The sequence below is a fragment of the Pseudomonas sp. C7.1 genome (genome assembly GCF_056312395.1).
The window spans coordinates 1,927,376-1,954,025 of the sequence record NZ_JBWDTL010000003.1 but is presented as its reverse complement, the minus strand read 5'-3'; the positions used below and the strand labels follow the sequence as shown (position 1 = coordinate 1,954,025).

Below are 26,650 nucleotides of genomic sequence, written 5' to 3'. Positions count from 1 at the left end.
CCCAAATTTTATGTGTTGGTGAATTCGATTGAGTCGATAGCCTTGATTTTATTTACTACTGAGTTGCGGCGTGTTTCGACCTCACTGTTCGACATTGTAATGTAGTTATCCTGAAAGTCACTGAGCAGGCTTACTTCAACCTCAATTTGATCTTCAACGACAGCTAGGTCCTTTTTGAGTGACACTAGGGCTGGGCCAAGTGCGGTCTTGATCTGGAGGCGGAGGCGGGTGGCGCGATTCCGCAGACGCTTAAGATAGCGAAGCTGGAGATGAATGAGGTCGAGCTTGCTTTCGCCTTGCTGGATCTGGTCGCGGCAATACTCGATGATGCTGGTGAAGTACGCATGGCGCTCTTCGTAGGACTTCTTGGCTCGGCCGATGCCTTGGTCTCGATCTTCGCCCTGATCTGAGTCGCGGATGAGATCGCGTCGCTTGTAGAAAGCAGTATGCATCTGTCTGTCGAGGGTGCCGAGGATGTCTTTGCCGGGACGTCCGATCTGATTTTTGCCATGCAAGGCGCGTAGAGAGTCGATGTCGGATGGCTGATCTCCGAATTCGGCCTCCATTGCCTTTAACTTTTCAAGCTCTTCTTCTCGCTTGATTTCAATACGAGCCAGCTCTAGCTCCTTGGGCATCTTCGGCTTGCCTGGAGCCAGGCGTTTCTCTGCATCAGGGAGGGAGTTCCAGGCTTCCTCTGTGAAGCCTTGAGGGCGAAAGAGGTTCAGCTTCTTACGAATGGATTTCGCTTCTGCTGAGCGTCCAGCATGCTCATGAATAGCTACGTCACGAGCAAAAGAAAGGCGCTGGCTGAAAGTGCTCAGCAGTAAAGGAGCCTCTGACTCCTCAGCGGCATCATGCCCAGACGCTTCAGTGATCTGGAGTTCAAGGTCAGCGCAGTTCTCGAAGAGGCGGGCGACCAGTCGGCGCTGCTTTTCCACGGGGTTGAGTGACGGGCGGCCGTGAGATTTTGCCGTTGACATTTGTTCATTCATAAGGTTTGTCTTGACTAGATCAATTAATATGTGGCATAATAGCGAAAAAATTGGGCGGGTTCAACAGCTTGAAAAGCCGGAAGGATCTCGGGTGCGGTAGGGGTAGCTAGGTCAGCGGCGAGGTCACGGATGCTGTGGCAATTGCTTTGGGCTGGCATGAGCAAAAGGAAGAAATGCTCAGAGTGCACAATCTGTATTTTGTCTTTCGAGATACTGAATGCGTATGACGCATCAGTAGTTGTATTTCACTAACAGATCAAGATCGGTAATAGGTGTGCCGTTGAAAAGAACCCATATACGCGAATCCATATGCTCTAGCCTGAGTTTCTTCGGCTTGTGTCGATACGCGAACACATCGCTATTTTTATAAAAGATGCTCTCATCTCGCTCACTCGCACGAGACTATCTCTCTATTTTCCGAACAGATTCGTAGGTTTATCGGTCTGTCAGCTGCAAGATGAAGTGGTGCAGGTGGAAGGGGATCGCTAACATAATTATTACTTTTTAATAATGACATGCTGAAAAAATAATAGTCTCAGTATGATGTATTTAGCTGTGTATTGATGGGTGGCCCTCATATAGAAAATAAAGTGGGATCTATATGAGGGTTGTTGTTACTGATTGCTATCTGGTCCTTTGAAAGATCTAGCTCTACCTTGGGGGGTGGGAAGTGCTATGAAGAGTGTCAAGTTTGAAGCGTTGATGTCTTGATCGTCGGTACCGGCGGTAAGGTCTAGATTAATATTTTCAAGGGATGAAAGCTCGGTGCTAGAGCTTGTTATGTATATTTTAGCATTGGAGTCATTAAACTCGTATTGCCCATAGTTCGAGCCAAATACTTCGCGTGTCCCTATGGTTTCAATATTGAGGCAAGTATTGTCGTACTCAATTCTGGTTAGAATGGTAGCTTCCATAAATTCAATTACATCATCGTCTCCATGGTAAAACAGCTTTGTTACGTCAGTTGTGATCTTCCAGTCGTGATCTCCCAGTGATGTTATGGCGATCTGATTTATGGCTGAGTAGTATTCGTTAAAGTTTTCTATTTGAGATTTAAACATTTGTAGCTCCTTATTGGTTTGTTGTATGTATATTAAAAACAGAAATGGATTTGTCAATAGTTATTGTTGGTTTATTTTATTGATATATCTGGTGCGCTTGACAGTTTTAAAACTGTTTGTATCTTTAAGGCTAAGCCATTGAATTTATGGCAATGCATCGATGGGCGCGAAAGTCAGGCGATCAGTTTAGGCTGCGGATGATTAAAATTTTGGAGTAATTATGGATTTTAGTTTGAGTTATGCTGATGTGATGTCGAGTTCAAGCATGAGGTCGCTTGTTGAGTGTGCAAAGGCTCCGATTAATTGGATGTTCGAAGGTCTTATTGAGGATGATCGTGCCAAAGGACATCAATGGTTGATTACAGGGGAGCCTAAATCCGGGAAGTCTCGCCTAGTAATGCAACTCGCAAAGGCTGCGGCGTCAGGAGGGGACTTTCTCGGTTTTAAGTCAACTAGAAAAAATAAGGTTCTTTACTTTAATTTTGAGCTAGCTCCTGCCGTGATCGGGCGTCGGACACTGGAATTTTTTGGTAGTGAGGAGGCTGTTCTAGGTTGCGAGGGGAGGCTTGCAGTGAACAGCCTTTGGAGTGCGGTCGATGTCAATGATCCGCAATGGATGGATTATTTGAAGGGTCTTATTAAATTTGCTGACCCAGATCTTGTGATCTGGGATGTGATGAGGCGAATGACCAATGTAGACGAAAATAGCAACGTAGAAATGAGTAAGGTCATGCGTTCGATTCGAGAGATAAATTCGCAGCGTACCCACATTGTCGTACATCACTCAAAGAAAGAACTCTATGAGCGAAATAGTGGCGCTAGAGGGGTTAGAGGCGCTTCAGCAATTCACGCTGAAGTGGACGGTGTGATTTCGATTGCGAAAATAGGTAAAAAGCACACTCTGAAGTTTTCAGTTAGAGCTGTTCCGGGTCTAAATGAGCTTAGCCTTGAGGAAGATGGAGTCTCATTTACACTTTCTAAAGCTGAAAGCTCCGAGGTGAAAAAGGAGGTAGTCGATATCGGATTGGCCTTTAAGGACGTGGAGCATCGGAGTCGTCAGGAGATGCTTGCATTCGTTAAAGAACACATGGGGCTTGAAGAGTCAGCGACGGACCGGAAACTGGATGCTCTTGTTAGGTTTGGGAAACTTATTAAGGAGAAAAAGGGTCGGGAGGTTGTATTCAAGTCGGGCCTGTAGCAATCGTCTTCATTGTAGTCGTTTTCATGTATATAGAATGACGACGATGATTATAAAGCGGGAGTTGTTATTGAGTATACATATTCCCCATTCCCCCTTTTTAATCCCCCTTTCAATCTTTCCATGATTTGATTTAATGAATCGTCAATCAGATTGACGATTTTTTTTTGAAATCAATATACCCGATGCGAAGCATCGGAAATTAACCAGGGGATTAAGATAATGGTTGACACTTCTATTTCTGTTGTTAATCTTCTGGGTGTTGGTAAATTAAACAGGGGCTTATATGAATTGTAATATTGCAGAAATGGATAAGGTTTTTTTTAGAGCTTGTTCTATGGAGGAGGGTGGCGACTATGACAGAGTTGGTCAGTTCCTGAGTCAAGATGAAAGAAATGAGTTTGAAAAAACTATGATGGATAGTGCCCTAATGGGGATTAATTCGTTTTTTAATTCTGAGTCAATGGATGCTGTATATGATGAGTATCGTCTCGGTTTGAGACGGTGGACAAATGGCATTTCCGCAAACAGAAAAATTGCCATATTGATCAGCGTATACGGTGTGGAGGGTTTTAGTCAGCTAGTGGGCGGTGGCAGAGCGTAAGTTCGCTAGCCGGCTCACATAGCTATCGATGCTCTTATTGCGCTGGCTGTAACTTCTGGAAGCATGCGTGCTTCCTCAGCAGCTGGCCGGTAGGGGTGTAGAAAGCTGCGCTCGAGCCCAAATCTGCTCAGATGGTGGGGGAGAGTTAAAGCAGTGATTATTTCAGTCGACCACTGGGTGGATTCTCGCGGCGCGAGGTTATAACTTTCTTGTGGTCAGCCCCCTAGCTTCTATGCCCAGCTGGAATTGGAAGACAGGACTGAATTTTCTAAGTGTTCCAATTCTTCAAGTTCTCAATGTTTTATGCTTTTTGTGGTGGCGGCTAAAGTGTTTGAGCCGTGCGGCCATTTCTATATTTGGAAGTTTCCGATAACAGGAATTATCGGAAGTAATAAAAATTTATAAAAATGGAGTCAACATAATTAATATCATGCAGGAATTAAGCGGTCAATAAAAAATAATAAATTTCTTGACTTGCATGTGCGCTTGAATTTAAAAATGTACTGCTACAAGAGTGATGCTTGTCGAAATTCGAGGTGGAGTAGATGTATGCGAAGCCTTGTTCGCGTAATTAAAAATAGGGTTAGAGCGAGGGCTTAAATCTATGTCGGACGATGATCAGACATTTGCCGGTTTGCGAGCACGTATAGCAACCCATCCCGATTGGGTTCGGGTGCAAGATGCCAAGGACAAATTTTCTAAACTAGCTCAAGAGTTTTATGAGCAACGCTATCCAGGATGCGAAGTTTCTTTTGGTGTCCCGAATCGTGAAAACATTCGTTTTCACTGCAATAAAGCGTTGGATGTATATTTTCGTGTGCAAACTAGCGGTGCAAGCTGGCCCGAAGATACTTTAGTAATAGCCAATGTTTACAATGTGTACGACATTGAGAGTAAGGATCCATTGTCGGAGTTATTTGATTTTATAATCATGGCTCAAGAAGAAGTAGGGTACTTTAATTTGGGGTTTGAGTTTCCCGGAAGGCGTGAAGCACCATTGATGAAAAAATTTGGATTTACAGAGCTAGAGCACTTGTCAAGGTACTGGACTATTTCAGTAGCAGCGCTGAAAGAGGTCATTGACGCTGGATCTACATGTCGCTAGGGATGATCTGGAAACTGAGGATTTTTACTATGTATGAAGAGTTTGACGCTCTGCTGTGTGCCAGGTCATCGAGTTCGATCACTGGTACATGATTGAGACCGTTGATCGCAATCTGCTTCTGCTGGTGAATTTTCATTCATGCGGTGGGCGAAAATCGCTGATGTTCTTGCTGGAGTTGTTCGCCAGCTCTGTCATGGTCGGGTCGCGGTACTGCGTACATTGATAATGTGAGGTCGAACCGGGTGTCACCTGTGACTTGCTAAGGAGATTGCCGAAATCATGCATGAACAACTCGACGCTATGCTGTGTACGCGTTACCCGGCCATTTTTTCAGCTAGGGAATCGGGTAATCAACGGTTGTTCGGCTTCGAATGCGGGGACGGCTGGTTCACGCTCATCGAGGCCGCCTGTAGATTAATTCAACATCACATCAACTTTACTGGCACCGAGCAACTGATGGCTTCGCAGGTGAAAGAAAAATTCGGCGGGCTACGCTTCTACTGTCGGCGCGCAAGCGACTATGCAACTGCGGTGGTGGATCTCACCGAGTTGCTATCGCTGCATGTTTGTGAAGTGTGTGGTGCCCCCGGCAGGACGATCTCTCGCTCGGGCTGGATGCGGACGCGCTGTCCGGAGCATGGAGGGACGACGGCTTATGATGAACGAATCATGAAAACCACCTTGGAGGACATCCTCCAGTCTCCCTCGATTGCCGATGTGATGGAGGCCTCCTTGGCATTCTTCGCGCTTGATAGTCAATCAGCGGCTCGCTGGCTAACTCAGCCAGCGATGGCGTTAGGGCATGCCGTACCGTTGCAGCTGGCAAGGTCTGCTGACGGTCAGCTTCAGGTGTTGACGTTAATCGGGCGTCTTGAGCATGGCGTCTCTTCGTGAGGTCGCACCGTAGCTAATTCTTTACGACGTTAGATCGAGGTCTTCATGAGCCTCTCGACAGCAGTCCAAGCTGCCCTTGAACAATGCTCTCAATCGTAAACCTACCTCTTTGCGTAAACAGAGCAGGTTTACGCAAAGAGCAGGTTTACGTTGGTGGTGATGCCGGTATGCCAAACGTTCCCATCAGGCTCAAGTAGTTATGGACGAGAAAGAACGGAAAGACGCCGGTAGTCAGCGGAGGGTAGTCCATCAGATATGGCCAAGGTAATTTCAGTGAAGCACTTGCGTCCTGACATTTTCGAGGAGTAAGGGCTCTGTTTGCGTCGGGGGAGTACGGGCGTGACGGAGTTCCTCTGCTATGTTGGTTGCCTGCTGTAAGGCGACGCTGTCAAGAAATGGAGCGTTCAGATCAAATGTGATGGCAGCGTCATCCCAGCTTTCTTTGATCGAGTATGGGCCGTACAGGATGTCGTTACTTCCCTCGACGTGGGGCTGGAAGCGCGACAGGGGATTCCGGCTGTCGTTCCCATTGTGAATGGCAATAGAAGAACCATTGTCGCTGTACATGTCGCGCAAGACGGAATGATTACGATTGCCGCCAATCCACTCTCGGGCTGCGGTAGAGTCGCCCTCCGTGATTAAAGGTACGTGCATCAGATAAAGCACCTGTCCGACTTCCTGAAGTCGGTTGAAGGTCGCCCGGTAGTCTGGAGACTCGCTCAACACGCAGTCGATATCAATCTGCACGTCGAAGAACGCGACTTTTCCGGCATTCGCTCGTACGTCGTATAGGAATTCCAGAAGTTTCGGGTTGCTTTGGCCAGCCGTCGTCGGGCAGAACGTATACCAACCTGAAATCACAGGCATTTTTATGCTTTCTGGTGCGGCCGCAATCGCTGGCACCACCAGAGGAGGAATCGTCTGTACGGAGTTTGCTGCATTGAGAGGCACCGAAGTGCTTGGAGCGTGTGATTCGGAGGAAACTGCATTGACGGGTGACGAGTTGTGATTCCACCGCTCCAATAGCGCCGGCACGGTAAAGCCTGACAACGTCGCCAGGATGCTCGGCAGGTTCAGTAGCGTGGTCAGCCCGGTAACAATAATAGCAATGCCGGTCGTGATCTGCTTTGTCAGCGATGGTTTGGCGCTGATGAGCGTCGTGTAGCCTGAGAGCTGGCCGCAGGTACATAACACCCAGCTTCGAAACATGAGCCATCGCATCCTGATACGGTCAGAGTAATAATCCGACTGGTCAACAACATTTGATGCGCGACAGCAGCGGGCGAAGTCGTGCACTACGATGTCGAGCCATTTAGCTGTGGCAATATCCGCTGGGCTGTCGAAGATGCCCCAAATAATTGGCTTCTCCTCGCTTTGAGACGTGCCATAGGGATAAATGAGAGCCGCGACATGGCCGTATGTGCTGTCCTGAGACAGTACGAGCGCAGCGCCACCTTCCATTCTGATAGATCCGTCATTGCTCCTCGAGATAGGATGATTGCCGGCGTGCAGTCGGATTGTCCGTCGACCATCATCACGGTGGACGTACAGGTATTCAAAATAGTCGTGCCGTGCTTCTTCGGCGGCTGTGCGCATGTGCTGTTCAATGGCTGGGGCGTGCTTGGCCCAGATGCGTAGACGGGTATTCGGCGTTTGCCGCCCAACAAAAACGCTCATCATATCCCCAGGGTTTCGAGTCGGTTTGCTGGATTTTATTACAGATCGCATTTTGGCAAAGCATAGCGACAGTCGTTAGGCCGGTTCATCTGCAAGTATTTTCGACATGCTTCGCCGCAGCTCGGACCAATTGACGGTTTTAGGTGCGCATTTTCCTGTCAACTCTGGTTAAGCGGGCGTTTGCCATCCGCTGCTATAGGCTGATCTCTGCCGGTCGTGAACGACAGCAGTCTAGACACCTGAACCGCCGTATATGGAACCATACGTACGGTGGTGTGAGAGGACAGCGGTTGTGAAACCGCCTCCTACTTAATCGACCATTTTAATTTTACGTCTAATGAGAAATTTTTGCGGAGCGGCGGTCGCTCAACTTCATTAGTCTGTGAAATGGCAGGCCCCAGATACGAGGCTTGCAGATAGTATTGTTGTTGATGCTGGTTGTCGCCAAAGGCTACGTTGCACTCCTGTTGCGCAATGAAGCTATTGCGGCCTACCTCAACCGTTTCGAACCGGATCTCGGTCGAGAGCTGGCGGTGGTGATGGAGGCGGTCACTGCCGATGCCCGCAGTCTGGAGCGTGAGTAATCCGGTTTTGTCTTCACCCGTTGATCGACCGTTCCATGCCATGTTGGCGCGGGCTACTGATGAAGTGCGTCGAGGTAGTCGGTAGGATGAGCTGAGACCGATGGATTCGAGGCTGATTATGGCGAAGCTTGTTTTTTCTTACTCGCATGTAGATGAAGCGTTACGTAACGAGCTTGAAATCCATCTCGCTTCGTTGAAGCGCCAGGGGGAGATTGAAACGTGGCACGACCGCCGAATTCTTGCTGGGCAAGAATTTATTGGCGAGATCGACAAGAATTTCCAGGAAGCCGAAATTGTTCTGCTCCTCGTGAGCCCGCATTTCATTGCGTCGGACTACTGCTTTGATGTGGAAATGGCTCGTGCCTTGGAGCGGCATGAGGCGGGCGAAGCAACGGTGATCCCGGTAATTCTCCGACCCTGCCATTGGCATGATCTTCCCTTTGGGAAGCTCTTGGCCGCTACACCTGATGGCAAGCCAGTGAGTCAGTACCCCTCGCTGGATGATGGTTTCTATCAGGTTGTCGACGCCATCAAGAAAGCGATTCGTGCACGGCCTGCCTCGGCAGCTGTCGTTTCGAGTTCGGGCAGGGCTGTTGCTGGTCTCGCGACCGTGCGCGTGGCCCCTGAAGTGCGATCTAGCAATCTGCGGGTCAAGCGTGCTTTTACAGATCACGATAGAGACCGGGCCCGACACGAGTGCTTCGAATATGTCGCGCGTTACTTCGCTAACTCACTCCAGGAGCTGGAGGTGCGCAACCCAGGGATCAAAGCAGATTTTCGGCAACTGGATGCTCAGAGCTTTGAAGCCTCGGTCTATGTGGATGGCGACCGGGTGACCCGGTGTGGCATCTGGTTGGGAAACGAAAGCTGGGGAGGAGAACTCGTCTACAGCTCCAGCGGTGTAACCCGTGGCAGTTTCAATGAAAGCATGTCCCTAGATGACGATGGTTACGCGCTTGGCTTCAAACCTATGGGTATGGGGGCATTTTCCAGTCATGCACGAGCGGGGTTACTGGGTTTTGAGGGGGTTGCGGAGTATTTTTGGGAGATGCTCATTCGGCCCCTGCAACGCTGATTGACGGGCGCGCGTGGAAAACCGTCGTACGCTAAGTGCGTCCCGTCTGCTCATGGAAATGCGTGAAGCCAGTGAGGAGAATGTCATGCGAACCACCATCCAGATTGACGATGTGCTTTTCCAGCAGGCGCTCGAATTTGCCGAGCCCGGCATGAGCCATGCGGACCTCATCTGTAAAGCGGTCGAGGTGTTTGTGCGTGTGCGTGCCGGTCATCGGTTGGTCGCACTTGGCGGAGCGGTACCCGAGATGGAGGCTGTGCCCCGTGAGCGGCGGCACGATGAACCGCGCCGCTAGTGGGGGATCGGGGCATCGTGGTTTCCTCATCGGCGATGCAAGTCTACGGCGGTCGTGTTGTTGGCCGCTGGGCGTAATTTGACCTTATGGTCAATCGCCCCCCTCATGTAACCCGTGCCTGGCGAGAGTCCCAACTGGGACTGGTGACCAGCACCCCGGTCGTTGGTCGACCGGAAGGGGGCCAGCAGGTTGAGGCGCGCTTCGACCACTAGCCTGAGTCGTCAGGGCACGGGCGGTTGGGGCGAGAAGAAATGAAAAAAGCGGTGGAGCAGGACACGCTGGTGGCGCTGATCGAGAGCGGCGCGGCGCGGGAGTTTCGGGCGACGCGTGGGCCGGGTGGCGAGGGCTGGAGTTTGAGCACGCGGCTGGGTCGGTTCTGGTTGCCGGTGCGCTCGCGACGGGAGTCGGTCAGGACGTGGGCAAGCCTGACCGCACTGGGACGGTTTTGCGAGACGGTGGGCATCCGCAGTCTGACAGTGGAAATGTGAATTCCCTGATTACTGCGGATCCGCTTCAACCATTAGATCGCCTTGGCGAACCGGCACCGGCTTCAAAAAGCTGGCGAGTTGCTCTTGCTGTTCGAGCAGGAATGGAGCGTCCTGGACTCTAGAGTAAAGGTTCAGAAGGCGCTTTTCGGCCCGAGTGAGGATGGTGTCGTAGAGCATGGGAATGATCTTGACCTCCTCGCCATGGGAGGTCGGATCATCTTCACCTTGTTCGATGATACTGCCGAGAATGAAGCCATCCACCCGCGTGTGCTGACGAATATGCCCCTTCGCTTTCAGTTCCTTCACGTACTTCCAGACCTGATCCTTTTCGCGGGAGCCGAGCGGCAACTCAGTGGTCTTGAGGTCCACGATCACGACGTGCGCCGCACCATTCTCGTTGTAGTCCTCGTCGTAGGACGATCTGGCATAGAAGCTGACGCTGCAATCTGGCAGGGCCACAAAATCTGGGCGGTTGCGGCTGCCGTTACCCTGGCTGTCGCCGAACAGTTGGCGGATGACGGTGGTCATGCCCTTGTTGGAGGTGAATTCGATGGACTCGAACTGGGCACCAAACATCCATAGGCCGCGCTCGAACAACGGCTGCAATTCGTGCACTTCGTCGATCCCGGCGACCTGAATCTTTGTGCGAAGCTCTCCGATGAGTTTCAGGCGGTTCTGGATCTCGTCGAGTACGAGCTTGGCCATGCTGACCGTCCATTCAGAGAGGATGGTGTGCAGAGTGTCGTAATCGTTGGGCTCGCATTTGTGCAAGAGATCGAGCAGGCCATAGCGTGACTTGGCCTTTTCCAGCTTGGCCAGGATCGTCGAGAGCTGAACAATCTCCTGTTCGCCAAAGTTGGGGCAGGTATCCACTACTTCGTCGATGAAGGCCTCGACGCGATCCTTGCTGCTGGGAGATAGGGCGTTGACGGTATTGCCCACACGCTCAATCACGGCTGCACGCTTGGCTTCGCGCTCACTTTCACCACTGCCGTGAATGATCTGTCGGATGCGATCCTGAACGGCTTCGCGGGTGGTGCGCCAGGCCGGGTTGTCGTCCTTGAACCCGCTCCAGTCAGGGGTGACTGCGTCATGCTGATTCAGGAAATCGGCCTGGACGATGAAGGTGAAGCGCTTAGCCTCGGATGTGCGGCCATCGAGCACGCGCTCGTAGTCGCTGCGACTCCACTTGCAGTCGCCAACGGCACGCGTTTGTACCCACCAGGCGATGCCATGCTGCTTGGTGGTTCGGTCAGCCTTTTTTGTGTCGATATGCAGGATGGTCACATTCCCTAGATCAGGGATTTCAATCTCCTCGCGGGATAGCAGCTCAGGAATGTCACTGAAGGTGATCGGGTTTCCGTTGATCGAAACCGTGAAGGCTGGATTCGCCAGAAAGCGGCTGCCGATCAGCTCGCGGGCTTGTTCTTCGCTGAACCTCAGGGGCGGAATGCTGCCGTTACCCGTGATCTCCGTGCCGTGACCTTCGACGCCCTCGGCCTTGAAGGATATCTCTTCCAACACGAGTGGCTCGGTCAGCGTTCGATGAACGCGGCAGACGAATTCCTGGCCATTTTTGCGTGAAGTGATCAGGTATTCATCGGCAAAACAGAAACTGGCAAATCGGCCCTTACCGTTCTTACCAAAAACAGGCCGGGGCAGCCCTTCAACGTCTTGCGGAGGTGCGGCGATAGCGCCCTGAACCGAGAGTCGGTTGTAGGCAATGGTGCGCCAGATGTGCTGGAACTCGTCACGGGTCATCCCGTGTCCATTGTCCTTGATCCTAAATTGTCGACCTGAATCAGCTGCTGGCCAGGCAATCTCCACCTGGGTGGCGTAGGCATCCCAGCAGTTGGCGACTAACTCGACGACGGCTGTTGCTGGGTCGGTGACAATGGCCCCCGCGTAGCTTTCGAGAAAGCGGGCATCGTAGAGAAGAGATCGTTGCTCCATGTTGTCATCCTTGGGCTGATGCAATCGATTTCAAACGCCGCTGGCAAGCAATCCATGCGTCGTATTTCGAAAGATAGTATGCGAGTAAGGTGCCCCCCTGCATCAAATAGTAGAGGTCGTGCATGACCTGTTCGAAAACCTTACATGTGAATAGGCGACACAAAAAGTGGGACGGCCAGAGGTGTCGTCTTCTAAACCAAGGCTCGGATAGTAAGCACCAGAATGTTGTCGGGGTCGAAGGGGGGGCTGCTGGCTGTGGTGGACGCTCTCATCTCGCCGCTTGAACGTGGGCTGGCAGTCTGAAGCAACAGGTTTCCTTCCTGTCAGTCATAGAGCCAGCAGCTCAGGTCATCGAGGTTGGCGACAATGATCTGCTGGGCGCTGGCCTTCGACTGCACTTTGTGTGGGTCAATTTGGTAGCGCTGCAATACGTATTGCACAAGTGCGCCTCGGCTTGGCACGAGCAGTTGCCCATCCTGCATCCCGAAGTCGATCTCAATTAACTCTCTTTGCTCGGGTTTCAGGCGCGGATCAGGTTCAATAATCACGAATACTTCGGTCATCCAACCTTCATCGCTCTCTCTGCCGTTTTCTGATTTGTCCAAAACATCCGGTTCACCGCGCAAGCGGCTGAGTACGAAGTCGCGGTAGTCACGATTCTTCTCGCAATAAGCGCGGGCGTGCCAGCGCATGCCGGTATACACCAAGGTGTGAGGGGCAATCAGGCGGGTTTCGGCTAGTGGATTGGCAAGGGACACGTAGTCACATTCAAGGCGTAGGCCGTCGCGACAGGCGCGTAGCAGTGGTCGCAATATCTCTGGGCGTACCGTTCGATCCGGTACTTTAAGAACCTCCGTGTGTGCGTAGGCCAGTGCCAGTCCATCGATATGCGGGGCGCGCTCATGATTTTGGTTGAGTAGATGGAGGTACGCACTCGCGCTTTCATCGATGAATAAGGGCTGGAAATGCCGGCTGGGTACATAACCTTTGAGGTGCTTGTCATAGGTCAGATTTTTTGGTGCATGTTCATTGATATAGGTGTTGATGTCTTTGGACGCTTGCTGGCGGCTGATACCAAAGCTTTGCATCAGATGGCCAGTTGTGAGCCGACCCTCCCACCAAGAGACGGTCTCTATCAATCGGTAGCGCAGGGCTAAATCCCAGCGGACTTGCTCGATTGATTGCTTACGCTTCATGTGGTCGCCATCTGATCGAAAACTTTACCTGTATATGTCTACAGAGTAGATCTGTCGTGAAATTCTACATATTTTAGGTAATAGCTGACTGCGTTGGGAAGCCCTCTGTGCAGCTGGTCGAATGAGTAGTCTTGCAGTGTCTGGGCGTAGAGCTAGGTGCTGGATGGCTTTACCATCGGGCCATACGTGGATAATGTGACCTTCGTCTCGAATGCTCAACGCATAGCTCATAGGGGCGATTTTGTGCTGGTCAAACCGTGGCGCTTTTGATGAACAAGAACTCCAGCTGGATGGGGATTGGGGCAATGGCTGTGAAAAAGCATGAGCGAGTTGCGCCTCGAGCAGCTGTTCTCATCGAAAGCATGAGAGATATTGGCTATTCGTTGCAGACAGCTTTAGCCGACATTATCGATAACTCCATCACTGCGGGGGCAAGCAATATCCAGCTTTTGGTTGATACGACCGCTAGCACACCTTGCTTTGCAATACTCGATGATGGTGAGGGTATGAGCGGTAAGCAGTTACTTGAAGCAATGAGGCCTGGTACTAGAAGTCCTCTTGAGGAAAGAAGCAGCAAGGACCTAGGTCGATTTGGACTTGGCTTGAAAACAGCATCATTTTCCCAATGCAGGCGGTTGACGGTTGTTTCAAGAGCCAACGGGAAAATGTTCGGTGCTCGTTGGGATCTTGATGATGTTGCAAAGTCGGACGACTGGTTGGTCGAGGTGTTTGATGACCCCCATGACATACCTTGGATAGATCAGCTTGGGGAGCGCGGTACTTTAGTTGTCTGGGAGAAGCTTGATCGGCTTGCGGATCGTGATGGTGCGGGGCGCTCAAGCCTTATCGATCATATAGATCAGGCCGCTGATCATATCGAGCTTGTGTTTCACAGGTTCCTTTCGGGCGAAAAGGGGCTTTCAAAAGTCTCGATATCTTTGAATGCGAGAAGATTACAACCATTCGACCCTTTTCACTCCACTCATCCTGCAACCCAGGCTGGGCCTGTCGAGACGATTCGCATTGATGGCCACGATATGACCATTCAAGCGTTCACCCTACCTCATCATAAAAAAGTTTCAGCTGATGAATGGAATAGGTACGGAAGAAAGGAAGGCTACCTCAAGAACCAGGGATTCTATGTCTACAGAGGAAAGCGCCTAATCATTCATGGTACTTGGTTTGGTCTGGCTAGACAGGCAGAGCTGACAAAGCTTGCGCGAGTTCGAATCGATATGCCCAATGGCTTGGACTCTGACTGGAAGATCGATGTTAAAAAGGCTTCAGCTCATCCCCCTGCAAAGGTTAGGGAAAGGCTTAGGCGAATCATCGAAACGATAGGGGCAACGTCAAAGAGGGTGTATACCGAGCGCGGAAGAAAACTCGTCAGTGAGAGTCGGATTCCTGTTTGGGTTCGAGTCCAAGAAAAGAACGAGATTACCTACCGTCTCAACTCTGAGCATCCAGTGCTTACGGAGTTCGAGTCCAACCTCACAGATGAACTTAAACGTGACTTCAGGCGGATTCTCGAGTTGACGGGAGCTAGCATGCCAATTGATTCGCTTTTTGCTGATATTGGCTCTACACCCGATCAAGTTGGAAGTGGCTCTATGTCAGATGACGGCCTGATTAGTGTGCTGGAAACAACATGGAGATCACTTCGCTCAGGAGGTTTTGCTCCGAACGATATTAAAGACATGCTTCAAGTTACCGAACCATTTCGTTCAACGTGGGAACGGGCGTCATGGAAGATAGAAGAATTAATGAGGGAGATTTGACGAAATGCATGATGGTCTAAAAACACTTGAAACCATGGTCGGTGCGCAGCTTGCCAAGGAGCCGCTTCCAAGCCCCGAGAGAATTAGGGAGCTAATCGGCCATGTGAGAGCATTACCATTTTGTGCTGATGTAACAGACCTTGAGGCCGAGGCGATGGCCCGAGAGTTTGAGTCCGTGCATGGCGTCACCATGAGAATTGGATCTGTACTTGAGGATCAGAAGCATGAACCATGGCTGGATGCGGCCCGTGCTGGAATTGCGCCTTATTATTGGGATCGTTATCGAAAGCTTCTTACTGCGAAGGGCTTTTCAGGCCAGGTGCTTGCTACGCTAGATGAGGTGACAGACCGTATTTTGGGGCTGCTCGAGAACCCTGCGAAAGCAGGTCCTTGGGACCGCAGAGGGATGGTTGTTGGGCATGTTCAGTCCGGAAAGACAGCGAATTATACTGGTCTGATTTGCAAAGCGGCTGACGCAGGCTACAAGCTCGTTGTAATTATTGCGGGCATTCACAACAACCTTCGTAACCAGACACAGCTGCGAATTGATGAGGGTTTTGTCGGGCGAGATAGCTCCCGACTTCTATCTAACAAGGATGATCCAGCTCAGAAATATATCGGCGTAGGATGCTATGACAAAACGCGTAGACCAGTAACTTTTACCAATTCTCTTCGGGATTTCAGTAAAACGACTGCATCAGGTGTTGGCGTTCCCTTACAAAATCTTAACGAACCAGCTGTTTTTGTCATTAAAAAGAACTCAAGCACGCTTAAAAATCTTCTTGAGTGGCTTGGGGAACACAACTCAAAAACTGGCGCAGATGCTATTGATGTTCCTATGCTTCTTATTGATGATGAAGCCGATAATGCCTCAATTAACATCCGTAAAGGTCCTGACGAAGTATCAAAGATTAATCGTCAACTTCGTGAGTTGCTGAGGCTTTTTAGTAGAAGTTGTTATGTGGGTTATACGGCCACTCCATTTGCTAACATTTTCATTGATCCAGCCAGTGCAACTGAAATGCTCGGGGCGGACCTGTTTCCTCGAAATTTCATTGTCAACCTAGAAGCGCCTGATAACTATTTTGGTGCGCGCAAGGTTTTTATTGAAAATTCAGATTCGATTATTCGTCATATCGATGATAACCAAGATCTTTTGCCGATACAGCACAAGAAAGATTACCCAATTGTTGGCCTACCCAATAGCCTTCAGAAAGCAGTCAGGGTTTTCATCTTGGCAAGAACTATTAGGCTCGCGCGCGGCCAGTTAAATAAGCACTCTTCGATGCTTGTAAACACCTCCCGCTTTACCGATGTTCAGCGGCAGCTCAGGAATGAAATTCATGAGTTTGTTGAGCGTATTCGTAAGAGTGTGCGACTTAATGGTGCTTTACCCGAAATTAAGGCTCTTGCTGATCCAGAAATAGCAGCTTTGCATGATTCTTTTGACGAGTTTTCTCAGACCTGTGAGTTCACATGGACTGAGATCCAGGGGCTTCTTCTCGAGAGTATTTCCCCGATCAAAGTTGTTGAGGTAAACAGTCGTTCCTCAGGGGCTTTGAATTATGCGGAAAATGAAAAAAATGGATTGAACGTGATTGCTGTTGGCGGTTTTTCGCTGTCGCGGGGGCTCACTCTTGAGGGGCTTATCGTAAGCTATTTTCTACGTAACTCGATGATGTACGACACCCTGATGCAGATGGGTCGCTGGTTTGGATATCGCCCTGGATATGAGGATCTCTGTCGTATTTGGATGCCTGAAGAGGCTGAGGGCTGGTATGCACACATCACGGAGTCTATCGAGGAGCTTAGGGATGAGCTGACAAGAATGGAGGCTGCCAATGCCACTCCGGAGGTCTTTGGGCTGAAAGTCAGAAGCCACCCTGACACGCTCATTGTGACAGCTAGGAACAAGATGGGGAGCGGTGAAAAATTAGTTGTTTCTATCGGGCTCGCAAACAGATTTATAGAAACAGCAACATTGAGGCGTGACGATATTAGTTTGTCATCAAACTATAATGCGGCCCTAAAGCTCGCTAATGATTTGGCAGCTAGTGGCCATTCCTTGGTGCATGCAAAGTCTATCCGTGGAGGATATTTGCTCCAAGCCGTGCCTGTTGGTCCGGTTTTAAGTTTTATTTCATCATTTAGGAATCATCCTGGTTCAATGCTTACAGAAACTGAACCAGTCAAACGTTACATTGGAGAGCGTGCGGCTACTGAACTTGAGCGTTGGGATATTCTTTTCGCGGGAATCAAGGAGCAAGACCCTAAAGGTCTCCTCAATAGTGAATTGGGCGTTGCTATCAACTGTCAACGCCGTTCGCCTGGAACCAGCGATGATAAATCTACTTTGCGAATCAGTAAGCAACGTGTTTCATCTCGCGGGGTTGAAAAGGCGGGGCTCGAAGATGAAGAGATTAAAAGTGCGGAACAAAAATATAGATTAAGTGAAGGTCTCGAAGCAGGGTCGGATAAACGGGTTAATTATCCAGACCGAATTTATCGTGCTGTTCGTAGTAGGCCGTTATTAGTTGTTCATTTGCTTGCGATTGGGGCCGAGGATGATGATTTAAGTGCCTTGCAACCAATAGTGGCTTGGAGCATTAGTTTTCCTGGTACATCTCTAGAGGAGAAAAAAGTCGAATACGTAGTGAATACGACTTGGGTTAGAGAGAATTTCGGCCTTGACCTCGATGATGAAGAGATGGACGGCGATGATGATCAATAGTAGTGATCCTTGGGAGGGGATTGAGACTCCGACTGTCAATGGCCTATCAAATGGGAAGCGAGTTGATGCAAAGCAGACTTGGAGCTTTTACTGGGCAAAGGGTTCCGACTCTCAATGTCTTCTTATTTTAAAGCACACTGTTCACCCTTTTCCGAAAACGCTATTACCTAAGCTGAGGGGCCTTGAAATTCGGAATTTTGAGGTTGGTGACGGTACAGATTCGAACCTAATCATCAGTCTCTTGGATCCTACGCAGCGTGATATTTTTCATCGACTTTGCATTGATATTATTGAATCGGCGGAGCGCGTAACGTCTCAAGACAAGGCAGTCAGCATTTTCTTGGCAAGAACTTGGCGTTGGCATTACCTCCTTAGTGGGGGGCGAGACGGAAAGCTTTCATCGGAAGAGCAAAAAGGACTGATAGGGGAACTCAAGGTTTTAGATAACCTATTGTTACCTGTGCTCTCTGCGCGTGATGCACTTTTGGCTTGGACTGGGCCTTCCGGTGCCCCCAAAGATTTTGAAATAGGTCGGATTTCCATCGAGGCCAAGGCTAAGCGGGGTGGAGCAAGCCCATTTATTAATATTTCGTCTGAGTTTCAGCTTGATACTAAAGGAGTTGATGCTCTCTTTCTTCATGTTGTCGAACTTGGTGTCGCTCCTGCTGGCGCTGAAAATGCATTTTCTATTACAGATATTGCTTCTCGTGTTCGAAACCGGATAGCTATTCATGAGCCTGAGGCCTTGCAGATATTTGACTCTAGGCTTTTTGAGTATGGTTTCCGCTGGGAGGATGATTACGGTGAGTACATGTGGGTGGAGGGTAATAGCCAAGCTTTTGAGGTTCGTGATGCTTTTCCACGAATTGAGTCAACGGAGATACGAGTGGGGGTCAGAAATGTCGGTTATTCGATTGGGCTCAAGGAGTGTGAGCCATTTCATGTAACCACCGATTTCATTCACCGCAGACTAAAGGAAGTGGAGTGTGGTCATGTCAGTGGATGATTTCTACGGGGATTTTTTTCAAGACATTGTTTCCTCGGCAGATGTGGACGGAGCCTTTTTGGAAGACTCCTTTTTTGATTTGTTTTGTGACTACCTTGTAGAAGCAGGAGAGCTTGAAACTGCTGATCGCTCTGTCTATATCCGTCCGATGGGCGGCGTTCGGGTCGATGGCTATGGGGGAGACCCTCTGGACAGTGAGGGAGTTTTAAGTCTTATTATTTCTGACTTTAATCAGGCTCCGAATATAGTGCGTCTTACACAGACGGAAATGGATTCCATATTTAAACGGCTTGAGAATTTTTTAAATAAGTCACTAGATAGCAAGTTCAGGAACGGATTAGAGGAGACAAGCCCAGGTTTTGGTCTGGCAGATATGATTGCAGCCCGATGGGCTAATATTGTGAAGGTTAGACTGTTCTTAATTAGCAATCGTCTACTAAGCGATAAAATTGTAGGGCGTGAGTCCGATGAGTTTGAAGGCCGCCAAATTGTCTATAGCGTATGGGATATCGGTCGACTTAGCCGTCTTGCAGCATCGGGTCGTGGTAGAGAAGAGGTTGTCATTAATCTTGCGGCGGAGCATGGCGGGCCAATAGCGTTGCTTCCCGCGCATTTGCCTGAGGCTGGGTATGAGGCTTACTTGGCTGTATTTCCCGCCGCCAAGCTTGCGTCTATATATGACCGTTGGAGTACAAGGCTACTAGAGCAGAATGTACGTGTTTTCCTTCAGGCTAAAGGTGGTGTAAACAAGGGTATCCGAAATACCATTGAGAACGAGCCGGAAATGTTCTTTGCGTATAACAACGGAATAACTGCCACCGCAGAAGCTGTAGAAACATTAGTGGTGGACGGTGTATTGCAACTGGTTTCTGTTCGTAACCTTCAAATCGTAAACGGGGGGCAGACAACGGCATCCATACATGCGGCTTATTTGAAAAAGACGGATCTGTCGAAAGTTTTCGTTCAGATGAAGCTTTCCATCGTAGACCAAGAGTGTTCGAATGACGTTGTTCCACGTATATCCGAGTACGCAAATAGCCAGAACAAAGTAAACGCTGCTGATTTCTTTGCCAATCACCCCTTCCATGTCCGCATAGAGGATTTTTCGAGGCGTATGTTTTCTCCATCATCTGATGGATCGTTCCGAGAAACCAAATGGTTCTATGAGCGCGCGCGCGGGCAGTATCAAGATGCTCGAGCACGTCTTTCGACGTCGCAGCGGAAAAAATTCGATAACGAATTTCCGAAGGATCATCTCTTTTCAAAAACTGATCTTGCGAAATTTTTAGCAGTATGGCGAGGCAGCCCTGAAATTGTTTGCAAAGGGGCCCAGAAAAACTTCGCACATTTTGCCGGGGCAATGGGCAAGGAATGGGACAGACAACCAGACGATATTAATGAATCTTTTTACAGGCATGCTATTTCCAAAGCCATTGTCTTTCGCAGAACTGAACGCCTTGTAACTGAGCAGCCTTGGTATCAGGGCGGGTATCGAGCACAGGTGGTCGCTTATACAATTGCAAAATTGGCTAATGATGTTGAGGCTAGGTCGAAATTTGTGGATTTCGATGGTGTGTGGCGGGCACAAGAAGTTTCAGAGGCGATGACCGAAGCTCTAACCGTTGTATCCAGTAGGGTGCATTCGGTTATTACTGACCCAATATCAGGAGTTAGTAACATTACTGAATGGGCAAAGCATCAGGCTTGCTGGGCGCGGGTTAAGGCACTCAAAATTGATCTTCCAGCAGTGTTCATAGCTGAACTGATTGATCGAGAGGAAGAGAAAGGTCTAAAGCGTTCAGCTGTAAAAGATCAGCGCATGTTAAACGGTATCGAGGCTCAGGCTAGAGTGGTCAAGCTTGGCGCAACATTCTGGAGAGGGATTTTGGATTGGGGGCTTGAAAGGTCACTTCTGTCGGAGTTTGAGAGGGATATTCTCCGAGTTGCTGCCTCGATCCCACACAAATTGCCATCTGAGAAGCAATCCATCAAGGCGGTTGAGATTCTTGTGCGGCTCAAGGTCGAGGGATTAAAGCTCGAGGCAATTGTCTGAGGGGAGAGCCTCCGCTTTGCTGGTAGAGGGGCTGAGTAGGCGATGCGAGGACAGGCCAAGAAATATATCTTTGGCTAGAGTCGGGGATCGCCTCTATCAGCCATTGCAGCTCCTCATGTGGTTTTCGAATCCCGCATTCCCAGATCTCGATGACACGCCATCCACGCAGGAGCAGCTCACCCTGGTTTCTGTCATCACGTACCATATTTTGGTCGAATTTTGTAGCCCAGAAATCTTCGCGCGTTTTCGGTGTGGTGGAGTATTTGCACCCAGGGTGCCTATGCCAAAAACAACCCTGAACGAAAATGCAAACTCTGTAGCGAGGCAGTATTATGTCAGGTTTTCCGGGAAGCTCACTGGGGTGTAGCCGGTACCTGAAGCCGTTGCGGTGCAGTAGCTTCCTGACCCTGATTTCTGGCGATGTGTTTTTGCTGCGTATAGCCGCCATCATCTGAGATCTGACTTCTTTGCTGACGATATCCATTACAGGCGCTCAAGTGACCTTGCCTTTAAAGCAGAATACATTCTCCGAAGGTGATATCACGCCTTCCGAACCTATTCAAATAGTCGATCTTTTTGCCGGGCCAGGTGGGCTTGGAGAGGGTTTTGCCTCGTTCGATGACGGTCAGCGCTTCAAAATCGTGGTTTCTGCCGAGATGGATCCCCATGCCCGCGAAACTCTGAAGTTGCGAGCTTTTTATCGACTCCTCAGACTGAAAAAACCAGAGTGTTTGGTTGATTATTATAATTTTTGTAATGGGCGAACTGAGAAACCATGGGCGCCAAGGAGCCAGCTTGAATGGGATGAGGCTGACGAGGAAGCGCGTCGCATAACGCTGGGCACTCCAGAGGGTGATGAAGAGCTTGATAAGATTCTTGATAGCCGGCTTGACTCTAAGCGTCCTTGGGTATTAATCGGAGGGCCACCTTGCCAAGCTTATTCTATAGTTGGTCGTGCCCGTAATCGTGGGAAAATTGGCTACAGTGCTGAAAATGACCATCGCCATTTTCTTTATAGAGAGTATTTAAGAATTATACAGGAGAGAAAACCTGCCGTTTTCGTCATGGAGAACGTTAAGGGAATTCTTTCTTCTAAGGTGAGTGGGGAAGGAATTTTTTCACGGATCCTCGAGGATCTGTCTGACCCTGATAGGGCTCTTGGATACTCCAGTTCAGGTAGGAAATATCGTATTTGTTCTCTCGTAAGTGATGAGTCATATGGTATTGGTAGTGCGTTAAGTGACGTTGATCCCACAGGTTTTATTATTCGGGCGGAAAATTACGGAATACCCCAAGCTAGGCATCGTGTGATTTTGCTCGGGATTGCTGTAGACGATAGTGGTGAAGTTCCTTCTTATGGACGGCTGAGTGAAGAACAAAAGATAGCAGTTGGTAAGGCTATCGGAGCGCTCCCAAAAATCAGGAGTCGTCTGACTAAGAAGGCTGATGGTAACCAAGCTTGGTATTTAGAAGTTATCGATCAATTGGATGCATTGAGAAGTAGTGTTGATCGTGATTCAGATCCTCGGCTTTCTGTCGAGTTGGATATTGTGCGGAAGGGTTTCTATTCGGCTTCGCTCGAAACAGGTGCCCTAAGGGTTAGGCGCTCAAACGATGATGGTAAGACCGGAGATCCTACTTTAGATAGTTGGTTTTTGGATGATCGTTTAGAGTGTTGGCTCAATCATGATGCGCGTGGCCACATGGCTTCTGATTTGCGGCGATATTTGTATGCCTCAATATTTGCACGAGCTAAAGGGTACTCGCCCAAAGGGCATCAACAATTTGATCTTCCCGGTTTAGCTCCAGCCCATAAGAATTGGGAGACCGGGAAATTTAGTGATCGGTTCAGGGTTCAGCTCAAAAATGAGCCATCTTCAACAATCACCAGTCATATTTCCAAAGATGGCCATTACTTCATTCACTATGACCCATTTCAGAGTCGGAGCTTGACGGTTAGAGAGGCAGCCAGACTTCAGACTTTTCCGGATAATTATTTCTTTCAAGGAAATCGCACCCAGCAATACCAGCAAGTTGGAAACGCAGTTCCACCACTTTTAGCGTCGAAGATTGCCTCGGTGGTTTCTAACATGATCATGGGGGCGGCGGGTGAAGCTAATCTGGATAGATTGTTCAATGTTGTGAGCTGAATGCCGCAGGTTTTCTAGGTTTTGGCCTCTAAAAGGTATGGAAGCTAGTGTCTGTGCAGAATGCAAAAGGGGCTGCCATTTGGCCAATGTCATCAACTTAAGCCCCCAGCCCTGCCTGGAGCAAGCAAACCCCGGGCTTGAGCGCTCGGTTGCAGCAGCACCGCCACCGGTTTTGCTCCCCGATTCAGCGCTTATGTAACCGTGGCGGCAGCTTAATGGACGTCAATTCGCTTTAGCGAGCGGGTTTCGCATTTTCCAGGCGAGCGCGTGCCGGCCGCTTCTGGCCAGCTTTTTTTGCACGGAGGTTTTGGCGGTGGTGCGGGTTCTCAGCGCGTTGGTTTGGCCCCCTCGCAGCCGCGGCTGGCCGGGCGCTTACGCTTGCGCGGGAAGCTGCGCCCTGGACGCACGGCGCTGAGACTGTTGGTCATCAACTCCAGCAAGTGCGCCAGGCCCCGCGCACAGGGGCGCGCCAGCAGTTCGACCAAGGTGTTCTTGAGGCGCGACACCCCTTGGGTGAAGTTGACCTTCCAGCGTAACTTGCGGCCTTTGTGGCGCTGCTCAATGACCGGTTGCAGCAGGTAGTTCATCAGCAGCCCCAGATTCTTCAGCAGTTGCCCGGCGTGAAAGCCCTGCTTCACGGCCACCACGCTGCGGCCGCTGAAGTTGTCCAGACTCAGGGTCTGCTTGAGGCGGCGGTAGTCCGTCTCGATGCCCCAGCGGCGGTGGTAGAGATCCGCGAACACCTCGGCCGGGAAGGTCTGCCGATCCAGCAGCGAGGTCAGCAGCACTTCGCTTTCACCGCTCGCCAGCTCGACCCGGATCAAGCGCAACTTGATCTGGCTCGCGGGATCGACGCCCGCCTCTGTACAAAACAGGCGCGCTTCGGGATGACTGGCAGCGAAGAGCTGCGTGTCTTCGACCTGACCCGAGTGGAGAAACTGTTTGACCTGCGCGTTGTAGCCGCACGGCAGGCGCATCAGGAAATGCCGCCGTTGCTGCTCGAACAGTGCGAACAACCAGTGTCCAGGGTAGCCGCGATCAAACAACGTCAGGCTGTCAGCGGGCAGGTGCGCGAGGTGCAGGTGGGCGCAATCGCGCTCACCGACCTCACCGGGCACGATCAGGCTGTGCAGCGTCTGGCCATCGGCGACGTCGTAGAGCATGGACAGGCGGGCAACGGGAAACTCGCTGTGACTGCCAAAGAAGCGCGTCATGGCCGGCTCCAGTGGTAAATGAACGGTGGAGCCATCTACGGCGAGTACACGTAGTCCGCGCCACGTCTGGCGCAGCCCGAGGCTGTCGATCTGGTGTTGAAGGGTTTGGTTGAGGCTCTCGAATACCTCGGGCTTGAGTTTGTTGCGAGCCTTGCTGAAGGCCTGCGCGGTGACCACCTGGGACTCAAGTGAGGCCTGGTTGAGCACGCGGTAGAACTGATCGAGTTCGGTTTGCAGGGCGGTGCGTGGCTGATTCAACAAAAACAGGACGAGGTTCTTGAAGGTCAGTTGGCGTCGGCGGGTAAAGTCTTGAGGATGCTGGCGGTGGGTATCGATGAAGGCGGGACAATCAAGCGAGCTGGTTAATTTTTGTACAATTTTCAAGCCAGGGTTTGCTGGACGGTGTCAATAGGTGTGGAATGAGGGGCCAAAAGGGTTTCTCCTATGCGCTGATTTGAGCGCTAATTATATGATATTTATAGAGAAATTTCTTAAGTTGATGACATTGGCCATTTGGCAGCCCCTTTTTGGTGCATCCGTTTCACGCTTAGTGAGAAACTTTCACGGCCTAGCGATTTTGAGCGGCGGTGTTCGATGTTCTTTGGTTCAGTTGCTGGGGAAAAAGCTTGACATGACATATAATTACCGGCATAATATGAGTATATGGAGGGCGGTACGCTAGGGTTGGCGAGAAAAGCCATCACAGATGGATGAGGTTGATGTAAGCCGCCGAACAGGTGGTTTTGTGGTAAGCCGCCGAACAGGTGGTTTTGTGGTAAGCCGCCGAACAGGTGGTTTTGTGGTAAGCCGCCGAACAGGTGGTTTTGTGGTAAGCCGCCGAACAGGTGGTTTTGTGGTAAGCCGCCGAACAGGTGGTTTTGTGGTAAGCCGCCGAACAGGTGGTTTTGTGATACGCCACCGAACAGGTGGCGATGGGGGTGCCACCGTTTAGGTGGTGCCCCTTTTTTATTTGTCTAGTGATTGTGCTGAGGTTTCTTAATTGCATTCGGAAATCCAACTATTCAGATTAGATCCCAGTAAATAATTCAACCTAACCCAAGGCTAATGGATAAGGCGGTATAATTTATTAAATATCAATATTGTTTGAAGGTTGTAAATGATTGGCTGATCGTGCTTATGGAAAAAATTAAATAATCAGTATAAAAATTAAAGTGCTTGATTTTCTGCAAGGCTCATCGGTTGGGGGTTGTGAGAAATTCAACAAAAAAAGTTAAATTGTCGATAAAAATATTTGTTGCAAGTTTAAAAAATGATTGTCAGATTGCTGTTCCGTTAACCCTTAACGGAGATATATTTGAAATGAGCTATGTATTTATATTGGGAGCAAGTGATCCGGAAATGAGTGCCGTAGAAAAGGTATGCAAAATTACGGGGCATTCAATAATTTATGCTAATGCCGGAGGGCGGCGCGTTCATGCTGGCAATGCATATAATGCTGACTCAATTAGCCTGGCTGATTATGCAGGGCTAACTCCGGTGTGGATAGAGTGCCGGTCTGACAATTTTGATTCTGGGCACCTTGTAATTGACCATCATCATGAGGGTGATCCTGGCTTCGGCTGTCCGCCGGATGAATACTGGCGAGGAAGTAGTATCGGGCAACTCTGTAATTTGCTTGGTTATGAAAGAACTAATGAGCTTAGTATCGTCGCAGCAGCAGATCACTGTCTTAGTCATGCATATAAAGGAAAGTGTCCAGGTGTTGTTCCTAGTGAACTAAGAAAATGGAGGACTTCCAGCAGAGCTGCTTACCAGCGAGTACCAGTTAAAAAAATCGAAGATGATATTGCGTTGGCGATTTCAGTTTTGAGCCGGCGACCATATATGAGTGTGGGCGGCAGAAGTTTTATTGATGGTCGGGGTGTTGAACTCAGAGAGTTTGCTGAGGCAGCAGCTATTCTTGGTGAGTCTGTGATCTATTCGATTTATTATAAGAGTATCAATCGGACTAAGATTGGGGTGCTAGGCGGTAGCGCCGATGAGATTTCTGTTTGGATGGAGTGGGCAAAAACTTCACTTGTCGATTGCTATGGTGATCCTGAGCGAGGATATGCCGGCGGCTATTGTTAAGGGCGTCTAAATATAGATATTCTCTCGAGTAAAATTGCTATTTTTATCGACTAGAAGCATGGCCTGATTGTATTTCCAGAGTTTAGAGTGTTCCCTGAACATTAATAAAAGAGCTGTGTTTAATTATGAGGTGATTGTTTATGCTGTAGCTGAATTGTAGATGGTAAGAAAGTTTATTGAGCGAAAACGTATTGTGATCGATTCATCTAGCTCCGCGTTGGAAATATGCATTGAGTGCACGTCATTCAATGTCTGGAAATCGAACTCGGAATTTAGTACAAAGGCCTTTGCCAAAGGGAACCAAGATGTGCTCAGAATTTCATTCTGGGATTTTGAGGATTTAACCTGATCTACGATCTCCAGTAGACATGTCGGTATGTACGATTACTGCATCATGATCTCTGTCGAAGAGCTGAGCGCACTGCGTATAGCCCGCCAGTTGGCGACATGGCCACGATGACTATCACAAAGAGCTGGGGCGCACAGGAGCATTCTGCGTGCTGAT

At 49.7% G+C, this 26,650-nt stretch carries 21 protein-coding genes; 14 read left to right on the top strand and 7 right to left on the bottom strand.

Annotated elements, in window-relative coordinates; translation table 11 throughout:
- Window positions 1-8: 8 nt before the first annotated feature.
- On the bottom strand, window positions 9-992 hold the full coding sequence (locus tag AC0T4W_RS12465; RefSeq protein WP_476319310.1) for a hypothetical protein: 984 nt from the start codon (window positions 990-992) through the stop codon (window positions 9-11).
- A 614-nt stretch (window positions 993-1,606) separates the two neighbouring features.
- Window positions 1,607-2,053 (bottom strand): hypothetical protein, encoded by a 447-nt coding sequence (locus tag AC0T4W_RS12460; protein WP_476319307.1) that lies wholly within the window; start codon window positions 2,051-2,053, stop codon window positions 1,607-1,609.
- A gap of 220 nt (window positions 2,054-2,273) precedes the next feature.
- On the opposite strand from AC0T4W_RS12460, the gene AC0T4W_RS12455 reads away from it, so the two are divergent.
- The 4 genes from AC0T4W_RS12455 to AC0T4W_RS12440 all read left to right on the top strand — a co-directional run bounded on the left by AC0T4W_RS12455 (window position 2,274) and on the right by AC0T4W_RS12440 (window position 5,854).
- A complete protein-coding gene (locus tag AC0T4W_RS12455; protein WP_476319305.1) occupies window positions 2,274-3,251 on the top strand; it encodes an AAA family ATPase in 978 nt (325 codons plus the stop codon).
- A gap of 286 nt (window positions 3,252-3,537) precedes the next feature.
- On the top strand, window positions 3,538-3,855 hold the full coding sequence (locus AC0T4W_RS12450) for a hypothetical protein (RefSeq protein ID WP_476319303.1): 318 nt from the start codon (window positions 3,538-3,540) through the stop codon (window positions 3,853-3,855).
- Window positions 3,856-4,459: 604 nt separating this feature from the next.
- Window positions 4,460-4,960 carry a hypothetical protein gene (locus AC0T4W_RS12445; protein ID WP_476319301.1) on the top strand — a complete coding sequence of 167 codons (501 nt, stop codon included), beginning with the start codon at window positions 4,460-4,462 and terminating at the stop codon, window positions 4,958-4,960.
- 279 nt (window positions 4,961-5,239) lie between these two features.
- Window positions 5,240-5,854: an antitoxin Xre/MbcA/ParS toxin-binding domain-containing protein gene (locus tag AC0T4W_RS12440; RefSeq protein WP_476319299.1), complete on the top strand. Its 615-nt coding sequence runs from the start codon at window positions 5,240-5,242 to the stop codon at window positions 5,852-5,854.
- 270 nt (window positions 5,855-6,124) lie between these two features.
- Here AC0T4W_RS12440 and AC0T4W_RS12435 read toward each other — a convergent pair whose 3' ends face one another.
- On the bottom strand, window positions 6,125-7,531 hold the full coding sequence (locus AC0T4W_RS12435) for a hypothetical protein (protein WP_476319297.1): 1,407 nt from the start codon (window positions 7,529-7,531) through the stop codon (window positions 6,125-6,127).
- 410 nt (window positions 7,532-7,941) lie between these two features.
- Between AC0T4W_RS12435 and AC0T4W_RS12430 the strand changes: the two genes are divergently transcribed.
- The 4 genes from AC0T4W_RS12430 (at window position 7,942) to AC0T4W_RS12415 (ending at window position 9,973) form a co-directional block, all read left to right on the top strand.
- Entirely contained in the window at window positions 7,942-8,115 is a 174-nt protein-coding gene (locus tag AC0T4W_RS12430) for a hypothetical protein (RefSeq protein WP_476319295.1), read from the top strand.
- Window positions 8,116-8,233: 118 nt separating this feature from the next.
- Window positions 8,234-9,190, top strand: a complete 957-nt coding sequence (locus AC0T4W_RS12425; RefSeq protein WP_476319293.1) for a TIR domain-containing protein — start codon at window positions 8,234-8,236, stop codon at window positions 9,188-9,190.
- A gap of 85 nt (window positions 9,191-9,275) precedes the next feature.
- A complete protein-coding gene (locus AC0T4W_RS12420; protein WP_476319291.1) occupies window positions 9,276-9,485 on the top strand; it encodes a type II toxin-antitoxin system VapB family antitoxin in 210 nt (69 codons plus the stop codon).
- A 251-nt stretch (window positions 9,486-9,736) separates the two neighbouring features.
- Window positions 9,737-9,973: a hypothetical protein gene (locus AC0T4W_RS12415; protein ID WP_476319289.1), complete on the top strand. Its 237-nt coding sequence runs from the start codon at window positions 9,737-9,739 to the stop codon at window positions 9,971-9,973.
- A gap of 9 nt (window positions 9,974-9,982) precedes the next feature.
- Here the strand turns inward: AC0T4W_RS12415 and AC0T4W_RS12410 are convergent, their stop codons facing one another.
- Window positions 9,983-11,926, bottom strand: a complete 1,944-nt coding sequence (locus AC0T4W_RS12410; RefSeq protein WP_476319287.1) for an ATP-binding protein — start codon at window positions 11,924-11,926, stop codon at window positions 9,983-9,985.
- Window positions 11,927-12,249: 323 nt separating this feature from the next.
- Window positions 12,250-13,122, bottom strand: coding sequence for a helix-turn-helix transcriptional regulator (locus tag AC0T4W_RS12405; protein WP_476319284.1), 873 nt, complete (start codon window positions 13,120-13,122; stop codon window positions 12,250-12,252).
- Window positions 13,123-13,427: 305 nt separating this feature from the next.
- Here AC0T4W_RS12405 and AC0T4W_RS12400 point away from each other — a divergent pair, with 305 nt between their 5' ends.
- Genes AC0T4W_RS12400 through AC0T4W_RS12385 form a run of 4 tightly spaced genes read left to right on the top strand, consistent with a single transcriptional unit; the run spans window position 13,428 to window position 20,690 of the window.
- Entirely contained in the window at window positions 13,428-14,900 is a 1,473-nt protein-coding gene (locus AC0T4W_RS12400) for an ATP-binding protein (RefSeq protein WP_476319282.1), read from the top strand.
- Between the two features lie 4 nt (window positions 14,901-14,904).
- Window positions 14,905-17,631, top strand: a complete 2,727-nt coding sequence (locus AC0T4W_RS12395; RefSeq protein WP_476319280.1) for a Z1 domain-containing protein — start codon at window positions 14,905-14,907, stop codon at window positions 17,629-17,631.
- Window positions 17,621-18,637, top strand: coding sequence for a PD-(D/E)XK motif protein (locus tag AC0T4W_RS12390; RefSeq protein ID WP_476319278.1), 1,017 nt, complete (start codon window positions 17,621-17,623; stop codon window positions 18,635-18,637). The genes AC0T4W_RS12395 and AC0T4W_RS12390 overlap by 11 nt, the downstream gene beginning before the upstream one ends.
- Window positions 18,624-20,690, top strand: a complete 2,067-nt coding sequence (locus tag AC0T4W_RS12385) for an AIPR family protein (protein WP_476319276.1) — start codon at window positions 18,624-18,626, stop codon at window positions 20,688-20,690. The genes AC0T4W_RS12390 and AC0T4W_RS12385 overlap by 14 nt, the downstream gene beginning before the upstream one ends.
- Here AC0T4W_RS12385 and AC0T4W_RS12380 read toward each other — a convergent pair.
- On the bottom strand, window positions 20,653-21,174 hold the full coding sequence (locus tag AC0T4W_RS12380) for a very short patch repair endonuclease (RefSeq protein WP_476319274.1): 522 nt from the start codon (window positions 21,172-21,174) through the stop codon (window positions 20,653-20,655). The two genes, AC0T4W_RS12385 and AC0T4W_RS12380, sit on opposite strands and share 38 nt — an antisense overlap.
- A gap of 55 nt (window positions 21,175-21,229) precedes the next feature.
- Here AC0T4W_RS12380 and AC0T4W_RS12375 point away from each other — a divergent pair, with 55 nt between their 5' ends.
- The gene (locus AC0T4W_RS12375; protein ID WP_476323621.1) at window positions 21,230-22,840 is read left to right on the top strand and encodes a DNA cytosine methyltransferase; all 1,611 of its coding nucleotides are present in this window, start codon (window positions 21,230-21,232) and stop codon (window positions 22,838-22,840) included.
- A 326-nt stretch (window positions 22,841-23,166) separates the two neighbouring features.
- Here the strand turns inward: AC0T4W_RS12375 and AC0T4W_RS12370 are convergent, their stop codons facing one another.
- Window positions 23,167-24,438: an IS4 family transposase gene (locus AC0T4W_RS12370; RefSeq protein ID WP_476319272.1), complete on the bottom strand. Its 1,272-nt coding sequence runs from the start codon at window positions 24,436-24,438 to the stop codon at window positions 23,167-23,169.
- Between the two features lie 825 nt (window positions 24,439-25,263).
- On the opposite strand from AC0T4W_RS12370, the gene AC0T4W_RS12365 reads away from it, so the two are divergent.
- Window positions 25,264-26,145 (top strand): hypothetical protein, encoded by an 882-nt coding sequence (locus AC0T4W_RS12365; RefSeq protein WP_476319270.1) that lies wholly within the window; start codon window positions 25,264-25,266, stop codon window positions 26,143-26,145.
- Window positions 26,146-26,650 lie beyond the last annotated feature (505 nt).